The 15,029-nt window shown below is 61.4% G+C and carries 14 protein-coding genes and 1 tRNA gene; 3 read left to right on the top strand and 12 right to left on the bottom strand.

Annotation, left to right across the window (positions count from 1 at the left end; genetic code table 11):
- Positions 1 to 129 precede the first annotated feature (129 nt).
- From J7557_RS15695 to J7557_RS15665, 7 genes are all read right to left on the bottom strand, one after another.
- The gene (locus J7557_RS15695; RefSeq protein WP_291420987.1) at positions 130 to 2,451 is read right to left on the bottom strand and encodes a methyl-accepting chemotaxis protein; all 2,322 of its coding nucleotides are present in this window, start codon (positions 2,449 to 2,451) and stop codon (positions 130 to 132) included.
- Positions 2,452 to 2,551: 100 nt separating this feature from the next.
- Entirely contained in the window at positions 2,552 to 4,645 is a 2,094-nt protein-coding gene (locus tag J7557_RS15690; protein ID WP_291420986.1) for a methyl-accepting chemotaxis protein, read from the bottom strand.
- On the bottom strand, positions 4,642 to 5,139 hold the full coding sequence (locus J7557_RS15685; protein ID WP_291420985.1) for a chemotaxis protein CheW: 498 nt from the start codon (positions 5,137 to 5,139) through the stop codon (positions 4,642 to 4,644). The genes J7557_RS15690 and J7557_RS15685 overlap by 4 nt, the downstream gene beginning before the upstream one ends.
- The gene (locus J7557_RS15680) at positions 5,136 to 7,229 is read right to left on the bottom strand and encodes a chemotaxis protein CheA (protein ID WP_291420984.1); all 2,094 of its coding nucleotides are present in this window, start codon (positions 7,227 to 7,229) and stop codon (positions 5,136 to 5,138) included. The genes J7557_RS15685 and J7557_RS15680 overlap by 4 nt, the downstream gene beginning before the upstream one ends.
- A complete protein-coding gene (locus J7557_RS15675) occupies positions 7,226 to 7,594 on the bottom strand; it encodes a response regulator (RefSeq protein WP_291420983.1) in 369 nt (122 codons plus the stop codon). Before J7557_RS15675 ends, J7557_RS15680 begins: the two co-directional genes overlap by 4 nt.
- A gap of 18 nt (positions 7,595 to 7,612) precedes the next feature.
- A complete protein-coding gene (locus J7557_RS15670; RefSeq protein WP_291420982.1) occupies positions 7,613 to 7,924 on the bottom strand; it encodes an STAS domain-containing protein in 312 nt (103 codons plus the stop codon).
- A gap of 620 nt (positions 7,925 to 8,544) precedes the next feature.
- On the bottom strand, positions 8,545 to 9,603 hold the full coding sequence (locus tag J7557_RS15665) for a LacI family transcriptional regulator (protein ID WP_291420981.1): 1,059 nt from the start codon (positions 9,601 to 9,603) through the stop codon (positions 8,545 to 8,547).
- A gap of 335 nt (positions 9,604 to 9,938) precedes the next feature.
- On the opposite strand from J7557_RS15665, the gene J7557_RS15660 reads away from it, so the two are divergent.
- Entirely contained in the window at positions 9,939 to 11,039 is a 1,101-nt protein-coding gene (locus J7557_RS15660) for a Gfo/Idh/MocA family oxidoreductase (RefSeq protein ID WP_291420980.1), read from the top strand.
- A gap of 91 nt (positions 11,040 to 11,130) precedes the next feature.
- Here the strand turns inward: J7557_RS15660 and J7557_RS15655 are convergent, their stop codons facing one another.
- Genes J7557_RS15655 through J7557_RS15640 form a run of 4 tightly spaced genes read right to left on the bottom strand, consistent with a single transcriptional unit; the run spans position 11,131 to position 13,025 of the window.
- Positions 11,131 to 11,517, bottom strand: coding sequence for a VOC family protein (locus J7557_RS15655; protein WP_291420979.1), 387 nt, complete (start codon positions 11,515 to 11,517; stop codon positions 11,131 to 11,133).
- Positions 11,518 to 11,543: 26 nt separating this feature from the next.
- On the bottom strand, positions 11,544 to 11,936 hold the full coding sequence (locus tag J7557_RS15650) for an MmcQ/YjbR family DNA-binding protein (protein ID WP_291420978.1): 393 nt from the start codon (positions 11,934 to 11,936) through the stop codon (positions 11,544 to 11,546).
- Positions 11,937 to 11,992: 56 nt separating this feature from the next.
- Positions 11,993 to 12,649, bottom strand: a complete 657-nt coding sequence (msrA, locus tag J7557_RS15645; RefSeq protein ID WP_291420977.1) for a peptide-methionine (S)-S-oxide reductase MsrA — start codon at positions 12,647 to 12,649, stop codon at positions 11,993 to 11,995.
- Between the two features lie 52 nt (positions 12,650 to 12,701).
- Positions 12,702 to 13,025, bottom strand: coding sequence for a hypothetical protein (locus J7557_RS15640; protein ID WP_291420976.1), 324 nt, complete (start codon positions 13,023 to 13,025; stop codon positions 12,702 to 12,704).
- A gap of 225 nt (positions 13,026 to 13,250) precedes the next feature.
- Here J7557_RS15640 and J7557_RS15635 point away from each other — a divergent pair.
- Positions 13,251 to 13,340: transfer RNA gene (locus J7557_RS15635), tRNA-Ser, on the top strand.
- A gap of 633 nt (positions 13,341 to 13,973) precedes the next feature.
- Here the strand turns inward: J7557_RS15635 and J7557_RS21500 are convergent.
- Positions 13,974 to 14,615 (bottom strand): hypothetical protein, encoded by a 642-nt coding sequence (locus J7557_RS21500; RefSeq protein WP_367272907.1) that lies wholly within the window; start codon positions 14,613 to 14,615, stop codon positions 13,974 to 13,976.
- Positions 14,616 to 14,665: 50 nt separating this feature from the next.
- On the opposite strand from J7557_RS21500, the gene J7557_RS21495 reads away from it, so the two are divergent.
- A complete protein-coding gene (locus J7557_RS21495) occupies positions 14,666 to 14,917 on the top strand; it encodes a hypothetical protein (protein WP_367272906.1) in 252 nt (83 codons plus the stop codon).
- Positions 14,918 to 15,029: the final 112 nt, after the last annotated feature.

Genomic DNA, 15,029 nt, shown 5'->3' with positions numbered 1-15,029 from the left:
TGCGTTCCTTTAGCCATCTAGATCCGGCCGTAGCCGGGGTGGGTTGCTTTGGGGCCGGGCAAAGGGTCCGGCCCACGATGTTGTTGCGTATCGGCAAAGGACGCGGAGGACTTCTGGCCTTCAGTGCCGTTATGCGGCGCCGGCGCGGGAGAACTCGTTATCGAGATCGTCCGATGCACCGTCGAGTTCGAGGTCGAAACCGCCGGCACTGCCCTTGGAACGGCTGGAGGCCGAACTCATATGCGGAGCCGAGGCAACGACCGCGGCGCGGATATCGCGCTTGGGGGCGGGCTTTCGCGTCACCTGACCAACCGCACTTGTCGCCGAAGCGCTAAGGCGGAAGTAGCTGATGGCGGTCTGCAACTGGTCGGCCTGGCTCGCCAGCTCTTCGGAGGTCGAGGACATTTCCTCGGCGGCCGACGTGTTCTGCTGGGTCACCTTGTCGAGCTGCTGGATGGCGGTGTTGATCTGGGCCGCGCCAACATTCTGTTCGCGAGAGCCGGCCGAGATTTCTTCCACCAGTTCCGCAGTGCGCTGAATGTCGGGCACGAGTTTGGACAGCATTTCGCCAGCCGACTGCGCAGCCTTCACCGTTGTCCCGGAGAGGGTCGAGATTTCGGCCGCAGCCGCCTGGCTCCGTTCAGCGAGCTTGCGCACTTCCGAAGCGACGACCGCAAAGCCACGGCCATGTTCGCCAGCACGGGCGGCTTCCACCGCCGCGTTCAGCGCCAGCAGATCGGTCTGGCGGGCGATTTCCTGCACCACCATGATCTTCTGGGCGATGGTTTCCATCGCGGCCACGGCATTGTTCACCGCTTCGCCCGAGGCGATCGCATCGGCAGCGGACTGGCGGGCGATCTTCTCGGTCTGGCTGGCATTGTCAGCCGATTGCTTGATGGTCGCGGCCATTTCTTCCATCGAGGCGGAGGCCTCTTCGGTGGACGAGGCCTGTTCCGTCGCACCCTGGGAAAGCTGTTCGGCCGTAGCCGACATTTCCTGCGCGCCGGCCGACACATTATTGGCCGAGGTGATGGCATCGGAAATTACGTCGCGCAGCTTTTCGACCATGCGTTCGAGCGCAATGCCCAGCGTATCCTTGTCCGAGAGGCGACGCGGCTCGACGGTAAGGTCGCCGGCCGAGATCTTCTCGGCAATGGCGGCCGAGGCACTGAGACCTTCGACCATGCGCTGCATGGCCTGGCCGAGCACGTCCTTGTTGGAAAGCACGGTGGGCTTGGCCGAGAGATCGCCATAGGCCACCTGGTCGACGACGGCGGCCGAGGCGCGCAGATTGTCGGTCATGACATTGACGGTGTCGACAAGGTCCTTGATCTCGTCATTGCTCTTGATTTCGACGCGCTGGTCGAGATCGCCGATAGCGACGCCATTGACCACCTGCTTGACACGGTTGAGACCACGGCTGATGCCCATGACGATCCAGGTGGCAGCGATACCGGCAATCAGGGCCGACCCGACGAGCAGGCCGAGCAGCAGCATCAGGCTGGTCTGATAGGTGGCGCTGGCCTGGGTGGCGGCGTCAGCCAGCAAGGTGCGGTTATGGTCGATCATGGCTTGAAGCATGGTCGTGGCTTCGATGCGGATCGCATTGGCCGCATCGATGCGCCCGGCAGCGTCGAGATCGGCGCGGGTGATGCTCATGGCAACGGCCTTGTCCATGGCCACAACCATTTCGTCATAAGCGACGTCGACAGCGGCAAAAAGCCCCGCATCGCCGGCACCGAGCGTGCGGCCGAGAACAGGCATCTGCTGTTCGATGGCGGCCAGCCCGTCACGATAGTCGGTATGCCATTTTTCCTGCAGTTCCGGATCGCCCGAAGCGAGCAGCACGTTGCGCTGCTGACGGAAAATATCGGTCATGGTGAGGAACATGTCGGTCGCCTGCTGATAGGCAGGGAAAGCCCCGACATCGCCGGCCGTCACGCGCCCGGCGAGCAGCTTCTTGAGCGCGCCCATGCTCTCTTCGACCTTGCCCAGCGCCGTGCTGCCGTCGCTGCGGCTGATGGCCAGGGCCTGGCTGTCGCTATTGACCTGGGCCGGGACTTCGGCATCCTTCACGGCAACCCAATAGGCGTCGAACTTGGCCACGAACGCAGCGAGATCGGCCTGTTCCTGCGGCTCGTTCAGATTGCTCTGGAGCTTGCCAATGCTCGCCGCGGCGGCGGCACGGCTTTCCTCGACGAGGTTGACATAGTTCGTCACCTGGGCGGGGTCGTCGGTCAGGATCATTGCGCGGGTGCGCGAGCCCATGGCTTCCATGCTGGACTGCAATTCGACCATGGAAAGGGAGTTGGTCGTTCGGACGTTAACGATGTAGTTCAGCGAGTCGTTGAGCTGCCCCAGGTTCTGGATAGCGATCAACATACTGCCCGCCGACAGCGCGACGACGGTCGCAAAAGTGGCCGCGAGCTTGGCCTTGATAGTCATTCTCATTTGGTCGGTGCCCCTTCTAGGCATTTAATTGGTCGTCGCGTCGCGGCGATCGTGGTGGGATGCCGCGTCGTCCACCGCGGCATCCCTGTTTTGGTCAGTCTCAGGCAGCGCCGCGGCGCGAGAACTCGCCGTCGAGGTCGTCGGAGCCTTCATCGAGGTCGAGGTCGAAACCACCGGAATTGGCCTTGCTCCGCACCGGAGCCTTGGCCATGTGCGGGGCGGTGGCCATCACCGCCGAGCGCAGGTCGCGCTTGGCTGCTTTCTTGGCCGGCTGAGCCGCATGGAGTGCAGCAGCCGAGGCAGCGTCGACGCGGAAGTAGCTGATCGCGGCCTGGAGCTGTTCGGCCTGGCTTGCCAGTTCTTCGGCAGTCGAGGACATCTCCTCGGCGGCGGAAGTGTTCTGCTGGGTCACCTTGTCGAGCTGCTGGATGGCGGTGTTGATCTGGGCCGCACCCGCATTCTGCTCGCGGGAGCCGGCGGAGATTTCTTCCACCAGTTCCGCCGTGCGCTGGATATCGGGTACCAGCTTGCCGAGCATTTCGCCGGCCGACTGCGCAGCCTTCACCGTGGTGCCCGACAGCGTCGAGATTTCAGCAGCGGCGGCCTGCGAGCGTTCGGCAAGCTTGCGCACTTCGGAAGCCACAACCGCAAAGCCGCGGCCATGTTCGCCGGCACGGGCGGCCTCCACGGCAGCGTTCAGCGCAAGCAGATCGGTCTGGCGAGCGATTTCCTGCACCACCATGATCTTTTCGGCGATGGTCTGCATGGCAGACACGGCATTGTTCACCGCTTCGCCCGAGGCAATCGCGTCGGCAGCGGACTGGCGCGCGATCTTTTCGGTCTGAGAAGCATTGTCGGCCGACTGCTTGATGGTGGAAGCCATTTCTTCCATCGAGGCCGAAGCCTCTTCGGTGGACGAAGCCTGTTCCGTCGCGCCCTGGGAGAGCTGTTCGGCGGTCGCCGACATTTCCTGGCTGCCCGAAGCGACATTGCGGGTCGCGGCGGTGACTTCGGCCACGACTTCGCGCAGCTTTGCCGTCATCGAGTTCAACGCCTTGATCAGGTCGCCGACTTCGTCGTCCCCCTTGACCGAGGCCGTAGCATTGAGATCGCCCTCGGCCACGTCATTGGCGAGGCGCACTGCGGCCGACATGGCGCGCGAGATCGACATGACGATCCAGGTCGCAGCGATGGCAGCGATGAGCACGGACGCGATCAGGAGGCCGATCAGGATAAGCCTGCTCTGTTCGTACATGGCGTCGGCTTCGGCGACGGTGTCCTTAAGGAGCACGTCGTTGCGGGCAACTATGCCGTCGATAAGGCCCGAAATTTGCTGCCGGAGCGGCGCGGCTTCGGTGGTATTGATCTCGCCGGTCACATAGTCGGACCGTTGCACGGCAATTGCATTGCCGGCATCCATAGCGCCGGTCATCTCGGTGATGGCGGCCCGAATCTGATTGAGCGCACCCTGATCCGCAGGGCCAAGCAGGCGCGACAGGCGTTCCAGCGCGGGGGAGAGGCTGGCGAGAGCCTCGGTGTAATTCTCCGACCATGCATCCTGGCGTTCGGGATCGCTCGAGGCGAGGAGAATGTCACGATGGTGGGCGAAGGTATTGGTGGCGCTGATCAAAAGGTCGCTGGCCGCCTGATAGGCCTGGCCGGCTGCAGAATCACCCGCGGCCATGCGCGCCATCAGGCCCGTACGCAGGTCGCCCAAGGTCGTTTCAACCGCTTCCATGGCCGCTTGGCCGCGTGTGGCGGTCAGCTCCATCGCCTCCGCGTCGGTCAGCTTGGCCGCCTCGGTCTGCATGCGGGATACTGCATTGCGATAGCCGCCGAGTGCATCGACAACCGCGTTCATGTCGACGTTGGAGGCATCGACGGAAAACGCGCCCTGCAGTCCCTGCGCGACGCCGGTGATCTTGGCGAGGCGTTCATTCATGCCGGTGACGATGGTGTTCACCTCGGCGCGATCCTGCGAGATGATGAGCCGGCGCGCATCGTTGGCCATGTTCATCATGTCGTACTGCATGCCCTTGAGCACGGATGAACGCTCGACCGGACCATTGATGATCCGCTCCATTTCGCTGTTGAGCGTCCCGAGATTGCCCAGGGCCATGAACATGCTGGCGCCCGATAGCGCCACGACCGTGGTGAATACCGCGGCTAGTTTGGTCTTGATGGTCAATCTCATGCGTTAGCTCTCTCTTCTGGTGTAGCTACGGACGCGCTTCTGCCGCCCGGGGTTTCAAAAATCCGTTCCATGTCGGGAATGATGATGAAGCCGCCATTGCGCTTGCCGATGCCCTTGACGAATTCGGGGCGCCAGCGCATGCCGACCTTGGGTGCCTCCTCGATGGAGGCAGATTCGATGTCGGTGACGTCATGCACCTTGTCGGCCAGAATGCCGGCAATGGTGGGTTCGCCGTCGATATCGACTTCCATGACCACGATGCGGGTATCCTCATCGGGCTCGGGACGTTCCATGCCGAACATGACGCGCAGGTCCGCCAGCGGCACCACGCGGCCGCGCACATTGATCAGCCCGCCCACAAAGGACGGCGCGCTCGGCACTTCGGTGATCGGCACGAGATCGAGAATCTCGCGCACCCGGCTCGCCTCGACCGCAAACAGCTCGTCCTCGAGCCTGATGGTCAGGGCGGTCATAAAATCCTGGTTCTCGCTCATGCGGCCCTCCCGAGGTTACGTTCGACATAGGACTGGCCGGAGGCCACGAGGTGGGCGGTATCGAGGATCAGGGCCACCGTACCGTCCCCCAGAATGGTGGCGCCGGAGAACGACTTGATCCCCGAATGCAGCTTTGACAGCTGCTTGATGACCGTCTGGTTGTTGCCGATGATCTGATCGACGACGAGCCCGACACGGCCCTCGCCTGAGGAGACGATGACGACCTTTTCGTGCTCGTCGCCCTGCCCCTTGAGGCCAAAAACCTCGCGCAGGCGCAGATAGGGCACCAGCGAACCACGGATATCGAGGAAGTTGCGGCCCTTGGCCGAAGCTTCGAGGCCGGCGGGCAGCTCGACGCATTCTTCGACGGCCGCGAGCGGGATGGTGTAGCGGCCATCGCCGACGCGGATCAGCATGCCATCGATGATGGCGAGGGTCAGCGGCAGGCGGAGGGTAAAGACCGAACCCTTGCCCGGCGTCGTCGACACATCGATCGTGCCGCGCAACCCGTCAATGGTGCGCTTGACCACATCCATGCCAACGCCGCGGCCCGAAAGCGCAGTCACCTCTTTCGCCGTCGAAAAGCCGGGGGCGAAGATCAGGTGATTGAGTTCCTGTTCGGTCAGCTTGGCATCGGCGGTGATCAGACCGTTTTCCTCGGCCTTGGCGCGAATACGCTCGTGATTGAGCCCCGCACCGTCGTCGATGACGGAAATCGCGACTTCCGCACCCGAATAGACCGCCGAAAGCCGCACCGTCCCCTTGGGCGATTTGCCCGCGGCAACGCGCTTCTCCGCGCTTTCGAGGCCATGGTCGACCGAGTTGCGAATGAGGTGCACCAAGGGATCAGCGAGGCGTTCGATAACCGTCTTATCCAGTTCGGTTTCTTCACCGGTGGTGATGAACTCGATCTGCTTGCCCAGTTCCCCCGAAAGGTCATGTACAAGGCGGCGGAAGCGCGAGAAAATGGTCCCGATCGGCACCATGCGGATGCCCATGGTGGTATCGCGCAGGCCCGAGGACAGGCGCTCCAGCTCTTCTGCAATGGTCTTGAGCGCCGTATCTGACGACGAGTTGGCGATCTGGCTCAAACGCGCCTGAGCAATCACCAATTCGCCGACGCGATCCATAAGCTCGTCGAGCCGTTCGGCCGGCACACGCAGCGAGGTTGCTGCCGGCTTTTCAGCCTCGGCCTTTTCGGCAGCCTTTGCCTTTTTGGCGGGCGCCTTGGCAACCGGCGCTTCGGGCACGAAGGGGGCTTCAGGCATCGCGTCGTCGGACAGCGCAACCGCGACTTCGATCACCGGCGCCGGCGCTTCGATCACGGGAGCAACCGCTTCCTCACCCAGCGGGGCCAGCGTCAGTTCCATATTGTCGCGCAGGAACAGGAAGACGTCGTCAATCGCCGCGGTCGGATCTTCCGCCGTTTCGATATCGACCTGCCAGCCGAGATGGCTCACTTCAGGATCGATGATATCGAGATCGGGAATCCGGTCGCTGAGCGCCAGGACAGTGGTGGGTCCGATCCCGGCCAGTTCCTTGAGCAGCAGTTCTGGATTGGTGCCGTAGATCAGCGCGTCGCTGGGCAGATAAAAGGTCAGGCGCCAGCGCTTGGCGCCGTTGTCGACCGGCTTCGGCGCCTCGACAACCACAGCCGGGGCAGCAGCCACGGGCGCGGGCGCAGCGGCCGGCGCCGCTTCCTCATGTCCCCCCACCGCGGCGCCATCGACGATGGCGCGCAGCTGGACGAGAATCTCGGTGCCGCCATCAACAGGCGCATCCGGGTTCTCAATAAGAAGGTGGATGTGATCCTTGGCATCGAGCGCCACGCCGATCAGGGCGGTATTGGCCTTGCTCTGGCCCTTGCGCACACGGTCAAAGGCCGTCTCGAATTCGTGGACGAATTCGGCGACGGCCGTAAACCCGAACATAGCCCCGGAACCCTTGATGGTATGGAGGGCTCTGAAGGTGGAATTGATCAGGTCGTCATTTGAAGGGTCTTGCTCGAGATCGAGCAGGCCGGCTTCGAGCTGATCGAGCAGCTCGCGCGCCTCTTGGCGGAATGTCTCGGTCGGATCGGAAATGTTCATGCCCCTGTGACCTTCTTGATGACGGCCAGCAACTGGTCCTGCTTGAAGGGCTTGACGATCCAGCCGGTGGCGCCCGCTTCCTTGGCCTGACGCTTGAGTTCCTCGTCGGACTCGGTCGTCAGCAGGATGATCGGGATGCCCTTGCTGGCGGGGTGCTGGCGGTATTTGCGGATGAATTCGATGCCGTTGAGAACGGGCATGTTGAGGTCGGTGATGACGGCATGGACCGTATTGGTAGTGGCCTTGTCATAGCCATCCTGCCCGTTGACGGCTTCGATCACGTCGAGGCCGGCGGCGGTCAGTGTCATGGCCACCATCTGGCGGATGGAGGCGGAGTCATCGATCGTGAGGATTGTCTTGGTCATGCCGTCGCGTCCCGTCGCTTAAATGTGTTCGGTCCAGAAGCGGGCTGCCGGCTGGGCGGGGTTGAGGAACCCTGCGCCTTCCAGAACGGCCTGCAACTTGGGGCCGGGCGGCCCCTTCAATGTGAGTGATTTGCCCAGCGCCTCGGCCTTGGCGCGCGCGGACAGCAGCGTCTGCACCGTGGTCACGTCGGCCTGGGAAATATCCTGGGTGTCGATCGCGATCGCCGCATGTCCGGCGACGGCCTCCCGAAGGCGGCCAAGCACGTCCTGAGCGGACTTGACCGAGACGTCGCCGGTCAAAACGAGCGTGAATGTGCTGCTCCCGGTCATGGCAGCGACCTGGTCGGAATAAATATCAGCGATGTCATAGTGCTCTCGGGCTTAGGTTAGTTAACAACCGATGAACGGTTTAAAGTATTCAGGCGACGTGCGAACCCGTCTGGATAGTCAATGGACGATGTCAGCAGCCGTATTCCCATCCGGCCTTGTCATGATCATTCCTGAAATGGCTTAATCATTGGTTACAAACAGAAGTTTTTTACTAGTCTAGCTTGCTATCCGTTAGTATAACCTGAGAATAAATACAGACTCCCTGCAAGAGTATCCCGCCCTACGATTCTGAATCCAACCGCGTCAGCTGGGAATCGTGGCAAATAGACTCCCGGACGATTCAGAGTCCTGCACCGGGCAATACTGATTGATTCATTGGCCCCGCTACTTCGAAGCGAGCCGAAAACGCCAAAATTGATGCAATTTTATGCAGTGCAGCGCGGCTCCGGCGCTTGGTGCGCCCTGCCTTTATTTTGCCCCGATTAGGACAAGATCAAAATGTGCACGTAACGCAAAGCGATCACGAAAATGCGAAATGCGATTATTTTTGCGTATCATCAGGCACTTGCGCGCGGACGCGCAGCGCCTGACCAGTCTTTTCTGAAAATGGGACGAATTGGTCAGGACGCGGCGCGTTCGGCCCAATGGAAACTGGGCCTGGCCAGATAAGACAGTCCTTCGGTCTCGCCCGATATGCGGCGCAGGAGGATTTGCCCGAGCTGTCGCCCTGCTTCGACGAAGTCTTCGCCCACGGTTTCCGCCGCCGGCTGGAACTGCATGAACATGGAGGAGGCCTGCTTTGTCACCACATGCGCCGTCGTGCCGACCTTGTGGCCGCTATCGGCAAGACCGCCGAGAATGGCCAGGGTCGAGACTTCCGAAGCGCCGATATAGCCATCCGGCCCATCGGGGCGCTTGGAGCGCTTGATCACATAGTTGCGGATGGCGTCGGTGGCACTGTTGAGATTGACGTCGGCGGCAAATTCATAGGCGATCCCGGCTTCGCGCGCCCCGCGCTCGATACCGCTCTTGAGGTGTTCGGTATAGGTCAGCGCGCTGTCGGGCAGAACGATCGAAACCTTGCGGCAGCCCTTCGCCGCAAGGCGCAGCGTGGCGTGATAGGCAAAGTCCTCATTGTCGAAATCGACAAAGGGATGGGCCTCCGGCCATTGGCTGCGGCCATGGCTGACAAAGGGAAAGTCATTGTCGATGAGGAAGCGGATGCGCTCGTCGAAGGTTTCGGCCTTGGAGAAGATCACCCCGTCGGCCATGCGATTGCGCACGATATGCCGGATCGGCTCGATCGGCAGCACATTGCGGAACAGCGGCGTGATGACGAGGTGATAAGACGTGTCGCGCAGCGATTCGGTGATCCCGGTCACGAGCGAAGTGCCAAAACCGTAGATCTGTTCGTCGGGCTCCAGTACCAGCGCGATGACATTGGTGCGCCCGGTCTTGAGGCGCAGCGCGGCGCGATCCGGCAGATAGCCGATTTCGGCGGCGATGCGCTGCACGCGGTCGCGCGTTTCCTGAGCCAGTTCCGGCGCGTTGTTGAGCGCCCGGGAAATGGTGGTCACGGCAAGGCCCGTCATCTGGGCAATGGTTTTGAGCGTCGGCTTGCCGGAAGGCTTCACGCCGCGCTTGCTGCGCCCGGCGGACGGCAAATCGTCTTGCGACACGGAAATATCCCCTCATCCGTCCTTTCCGGACGGGCTTGTGAAGGGAAAACAACATCAGATTGAGCGCCGGAGATCAAGATAAAGCACAAAAGTCCCAACAGGCTCGCGGCCTGCAGGATGCGCTCAACGCTGGTGAAATTGCCAGCCCTGTCATATCCGCCCAGTAAAATCGAGCTGAGGTACGTATGTCAATACGCTGCCGACAATATTTGCAGCACACCCTCTTAGCCGTTGTCTTGCCCCAAGCCGGCATGTCAGAAGCGAGGTGAGGACGCTGCCATACAAGGCAGCGAGGCATTTGGCTGCGGCGCTTTCCCGCGGCAAGAGGAGAGAATATGCGCAAGGTTGGCATCGGCATCGTTGGTTTGGGCAATATTTCAGCGGCCTATCTCAAGGCCGCCCAGAGCTTTCCGGTTCTCGACATCAAGGCCGTGGCCGACCTTAATCCGGCGGCCGCGGCAGCCCGCGCCGCCGAGTTCGGCGTCAAGGCCGTCACCATGGACGAGATCTTTGCCGATCCCGACATCGAGATCATCCTCAACCTCACCATTCCAAAAGCCCACGTCGAAGTGGGTCTTCGTGCCATTGCCGCCGGCAAGCACGTCTATTCGGAAAAGCCGCTCGGCGTTGTCTTTGCCGAGGGCAAGAAGCTCATCGAAGCCGCCCGCGCCAAAAACCTGCGCGTCGGCTCAGCCCCCGACACCTTCCTCGGCGGTTCGCACCAGACCGCCCGTCGCATTGTCGATGAAGGCCAGCTCGGCCAGGCCGTGGGCGGCACCGCCTATTTCATGTGCCCCGGCCATGAGCGCTGGCACCCCAATCCGGCCTTCTACTATGAAGCCGGCGGCGGCCCCATGCTCGATATGGGCCCCTATTACATCACCGACCTCGTGAACCTGCTCGGCCCGGTCGCCAAGGTTTCCGGCTTCGGCACCATGCTGCGCGACACACGCACCATCACCGCCAAGGAACGCAATGGCGAGGTGATTCCGGTGCATGTGGCAACCCACGTGTCCGGCACCCTGGTCTTTGCCAATGGCGCCGTGGTGCAGATTTCCATGAGCTTTGACGTCGCCGGCCACAAGCACGTGCCGCTCGAAATCTATGGCACGGATGCGACCCTGATCGTCCCCGACCCCAACCACTTTGGCGGCCAGGTCGAAATCTTCAAAAAGGGCGGCGAGTGGACCAATGTCGACACCGACCAGCCCTATGCCGACGGCAATTACCGCTCCATCGGCCTTGCCGACATGGCCCATGCCATCGTCGAAAACCGCCCGCACCGCTGCAATGGCGATCTGGCCCTCCACGTCCTCGAAGTCATGGAAGCGTTTGAAACCTCCTCAAAGACCGGGCAGGCGGTCGAGATCACGACCCCCGTCACCCGCCCTGCCCCGCTCGGCACTTCGCTGGTAGACGGCAAGCTCGGGCGCTGATCTTAGGCGCAAGAACAAAAGAAAGCCCCGACCTTGGATCGGGGCTTTCTTATTTCCACGGTGTCATTCCCACGAAAGCGGGAATCTCTTTTCATGGCCCTGCAGGACCCTGCTTCTGCGCCATCACCGCCAGCGGTCGACCCTCGAGGTCTTTGAAAAAACCCATCCACTCTTCCATCCCGTCTTCATGCCGATGGATGAGATGCGGCGCCTGGATGAACTCCACCCCGCGTGCCGTCAGCGCCGTATGAGCTGCATCAATGTCGGGCACTCGGAAATAAAGCACCGATTCCGCCCCCGCCTCGGCGCTCTCCTGCAGATAGAGCCGCAAGCCGCCGCAATCGAAAAAGCTCAGGGCGCCGAATTGATAGAGATGGGTCAGCCCCAGCACATCGCGATACCAGGCCGTCGACGCTTCGATATCGCGCACCTGCCGCGACACCTGTCCTACCGCCTGAAGCAGTCCTTCATTCGCCATTCTCTCCTCCCGTCCCGAGCCCCAACTTAAATTGGCGCATGAACGGGCAAATGGTCGAGTCCCAATTGAAGGCGCAGCTTCCTGCTCAGCTTCGTCGCGACCAGCCGGTGGGCTTCGACCACATAGGCCTCTACCTCGGCCGCTCCGAGCGGACTATCGACGGAAATCGCCACCCAACCCGCCCGCGCAAAATAGGGTGCGGGGCGAATGCCGGGCAGTTCGGTCAGAAGGTCAAAAGACATGTCGGAGACCTTGCACCAAACCTCGCCGGGATCGCGATCGAGCAGCGCAAAAATCTTGTCGCCGACTTTTGCGACCGAATCGTCGCGCCATTGGCGCACCAATGTCACTGCCGGAAGCGCTGAGACGAAGGCCTCGAAACCTTCGCGTCGCATGATGGAGGGATAGGTGAGGCTCAACGTTAACAGTCTGCTAACAAAGCGGCGCGTCAGAGACGCGCCGCACAGAGAAGTGATTACTCGGCGGCAACCCCGAGCCCGATGGGACAGCTCACGCCCGTCCCGTTGAGCCCGCAATAGCCATTGGGATTTTTGGCCAGATATTGCTGGTGATAGGTCTCGGCATAATAGAAGGGGCCGGCCGGTGCGATCTCGGTCGTGATCGCGCCCAAGCCCTTGTCCTTCAAGGCTTTTTCATACATGGCCTTGCTCGCGGCAACGGCCTCGGCCTGCTCAGGCGTCGTCGTATAGATGGCCGAGCGATACTGGGTGCCCACATCGTTGCCCTGGCGCATGCCCTGGGTTGGATCGTGCTCTTCCCAGAAGGTTTTCAGCAGCGTTTCCAATGAGATAGCCTTGGGATCATAGACCACCTTGACACTCTCGGTATGGCCGGTGCGGCCCGAGCAGACCTCCTCATAAGAGGCATTCGGCGTGTGCCCACCCTGATAACCCACGGCGGTCACGAAAACCCCGGGCAGCTTCCAGAACAGGCGCTCGGCACCCCAGAAGCAGCCTAGACCAAAATAGATGGTCTCGGCACCCTCGGGATAGGGCCCCTTGAGGGCAGCGCCATTGACAAAATGTTGAGACGCGACAGGCATTTCCATGTCGCGGCCGGGCAGAGCCTCGGCTTCGGTGGGGATGGCAGTCGGCTTGGTGCGGAAGAACATCTGTTTCTCCTTTCGCCGCGTAATATGGGGATTGTCGCCCCCGATTTTTAGGTCAGATATCGTCGGTTCGCAAAAACCGTTCGCGCCGCGGCTTTCGCCCCAAAAGCGCCAGAACGATCCCCGGCACCCCGATCACGGCAAAGGCCGGATAGGTAAGAAGCGCATCGAAGACCCGGTCGAGCAGATTGGCAAAGAACCGGCTATGGAAAAATTCTCGCACAGTATCAAGGCTTTGCGCGTGAATCTGAAGCCAGATATCGCCCAATGAAGTCATGACGAACCCGTTGGCCGCCAAAGATTTCGTGCCATCAATGACAAGCAAGACCAGCGCCAGGCCAATGAGCCAGGTGCCGATAATTCGCAAGGCTATCCGCATTCACCCCGTCCTGTGCTTCTGGGCGCCGACCGCTGCGCCCCTGCACCTGCCCCTTCTGCCACGCACGGGGACTGTTTCACAAGAGATCAGCGCGGTCGTGAAAAACATACGGTACAGTGCGAAACTCCCGCTTGCGCCCGAAACGTTCATCAGTATATTGCGCCACGCTCGCAACGGCATAACAAGGCCGTGCACAACCTGGTTCCAGGGTTGCCAAGGCGATGCGGAGAGATGGCCGAGTGGTCGAAGGCGCACGCCTGGAAAGTGTGTAGGCGGGGAACCGTCTCGAGGGTTCGAATCCCTCTCTCTCCGCCAGTTCGACCGCAGACCTGCGGAAATCCTGAAAGTCCTGTTTATCAAGCTCTTCTAAAGCCGCTGGTGGTACAGAACGGTGGTACAGGATGACTCTCCGACTGGATCTCGGCGCTGCAGGACGTTCAGAAGTACTTGCCACGCAACGAGCGTGCGCCAGGGGCGCCCGGCACGTTCACAGACAGCCATTTCTTCATCCCTGCCCTACATCCCGCGGTGCTGCGCTACTCGACGGAAGTGAAGGACTATCTCAACGAGCGCGGCGACCGCCTCAACGCTCGATCGCTACTGCTGGTGTGCAGCCGCGTCGCAATGGTGAAGCGCGATGCGTTCGAGCAGCTTTTGCGAAACGCCAACCGCGACTACGCCCCTGATCCCAAGGCAGCTCGGTATCCCTCCGTGGAGGAAAGCACGACACAAATGGTCGCCGATGGCGAGGCGTACGGCTACAAGGACCTGTGCGCGGATTGGTACGCATCCGGCGACATTGCCCCCAAGACCCGCAAGTCGTGGGAGGGCAAGCTTCGCTTGCTCACCGCGTTCCTTGGCAGGGACGACGTCGCCAGCATCACGCAGGGCGACGTGATCCGCTGGCGCGACCATCGACAAGGCCAAGGCATTTCTGCCCGCACTATTTCATACGCCGATATGGCGGGTCCGCGCGCAATCATCAATTGGGCGATCGGCTCGAAGAAATACCCGCGCCTTGCGTCCAATCCGTTCTCGGACATGGCAGTGAAGGTGAGAAAGAAGGCCCAGACCCGGGAGAAGGGCTTTAGGCTCGCGGACGCCGAGAAAATCCTCGCCGCCGCTCTCGAACCCACGAGCGAAAAATTCTCGGAAGCTGGCGCGGGTGCCCGACGATGGGCTGCATGGCTTGCTGCGTACAGCGGCGCTCGCATCGGCGAGATCGCACAGTTGCATTCCTCGAATGTCGTCGAGGAGAAAGCGCAGGATGGCACAACTATTTGGTGCATGCGACTGACCCCGGAGGATGGCACCATCAAGTCGAAGACCTTCCGCATCGTCCCATTGCATCCGCATGTGCTCGAACAGGGCTTCCTCCTCTACGTCGACAAGCGGCGCGGAAAGCCGCTCTTCTATGATCCCGAGCGCGCCCGGGAGGCCGACCCCGCGAATACGCAAGCGGACAAGGTTGGGCAGCGTTTGGGTGTTTGGGTGCGGTCGCTCGGTATCGAGGGCGTTGCGCCGAACCACGGCTGGAGACATCGGCTCAAATCGGTCGTCAGGTCGGCTAGGATCGATCGCGACGTCCATAATTATCTGACCGGCCATGGCGCTGAGGACGTGGCCGCCGACTGGTATCGGTGCTCATATTCGCTGCGACACAAGCGCTGCCAGGTGACGTGGTCCAGGTCGTTTTCGGCAAGGATGCGACACGCGAACAGATCGAGATGGTGCGCGGGCAGCTCAATCTCGACAAGCCACTATGGGAGCAGTACCTGCTTTGGGCCGGAAGCTTTGCTCGCGGCGACCTCGGCATCTCCTTCGTATCGCAAACACAGGTGATCGAGGTTCTGACGTCTCGCTTCGGCAACACCTTTTCCATTGTCTGTTGATTTCCGCCGAGAAGTGACCCGGGTTTTCCATTGAGAAGTGACCCGCCTGTTAGTTTTGTTTTGGGTCGGTTGCTGTGGTCAAGGGTCTAGGTTTCTCCTTTGTTTTTGGCGG

The organism is Devosia sp. (assembly GCF_017744655.1).
GTDB lineage: Bacteria > Pseudomonadota > Alphaproteobacteria > Rhizobiales > Devosiaceae > Devosia.
The sequence above is the reverse complement of the archived record's forward strand: the minus strand, read 5'-3'. Positions and strand labels throughout refer to the sequence as shown.

Excerpts from the sequence above, each read along its gene's own strand:
- J7557_RS15695 (WP_291420987.1), bottom strand. The coding sequence starts at position 2,451 with ATGAGAATGACTATCAAGGCCAAGCTCGCGGCCACTTTTGCGACCGTC.
- J7557_RS15690 (WP_291420986.1), bottom strand. The coding sequence starts at position 4,645 with ATGAGATTGACCATCAAGACCAAACTAGCCGCGGTATTCACCACGGTC.
- J7557_RS15685 (WP_291420985.1), bottom strand. The coding sequence starts at position 5,139 with ATGAGCGAGAACCAGGATTTTATGACCGCCCTGACCATCAGGCTCGAG.
- J7557_RS15680 (WP_291420984.1), bottom strand. The coding sequence starts at position 7,229 with ATGAACATTTCCGATCCGACCGAGACATTCCGCCAAGAGGCGCGCGAG.
- J7557_RS15675 (WP_291420983.1), bottom strand. The coding sequence starts at position 7,594 with ATGACCAAGACAATCCTCACGATCGATGACTCCGCCTCCATCCGCCAG.
- J7557_RS15670 (WP_291420982.1), bottom strand. The coding sequence starts at position 7,924 with ATGACCGGGAGCAGCACATTCACGCTCGTTTTGACCGGCGACGTCTCG.
- J7557_RS15660 (WP_291420980.1), top strand. The coding sequence starts at position 9,939 with ATGCGCAAGGTTGGCATCGGCATCGTTGGTTTGGGCAATATTTCAGCG.
- J7557_RS15655 (WP_291420979.1), bottom strand. The coding sequence starts at position 11,517 with ATGGCGAATGAAGGACTGCTTCAGGCGGTAGGACAGGTGTCGCGGCAG.
- msrA (WP_291420977.1), bottom strand. The coding sequence starts at position 12,649 with ATGTTCTTCCGCACCAAGCCGACTGCCATCCCCACCGAAGCCGAGGCT.
- J7557_RS15640 (WP_291420976.1), bottom strand. The coding sequence starts at position 13,025 with ATGCGGATAGCCTTGCGAATTATCGGCACCTGGCTCATTGGCCTGGCG.
- J7557_RS21500 (WP_367272907.1), bottom strand. The coding sequence starts at position 14,615 with ATGGACGTCGCGATCGATCCTAGCCGACCTGACGACCGATTTGAGCCG.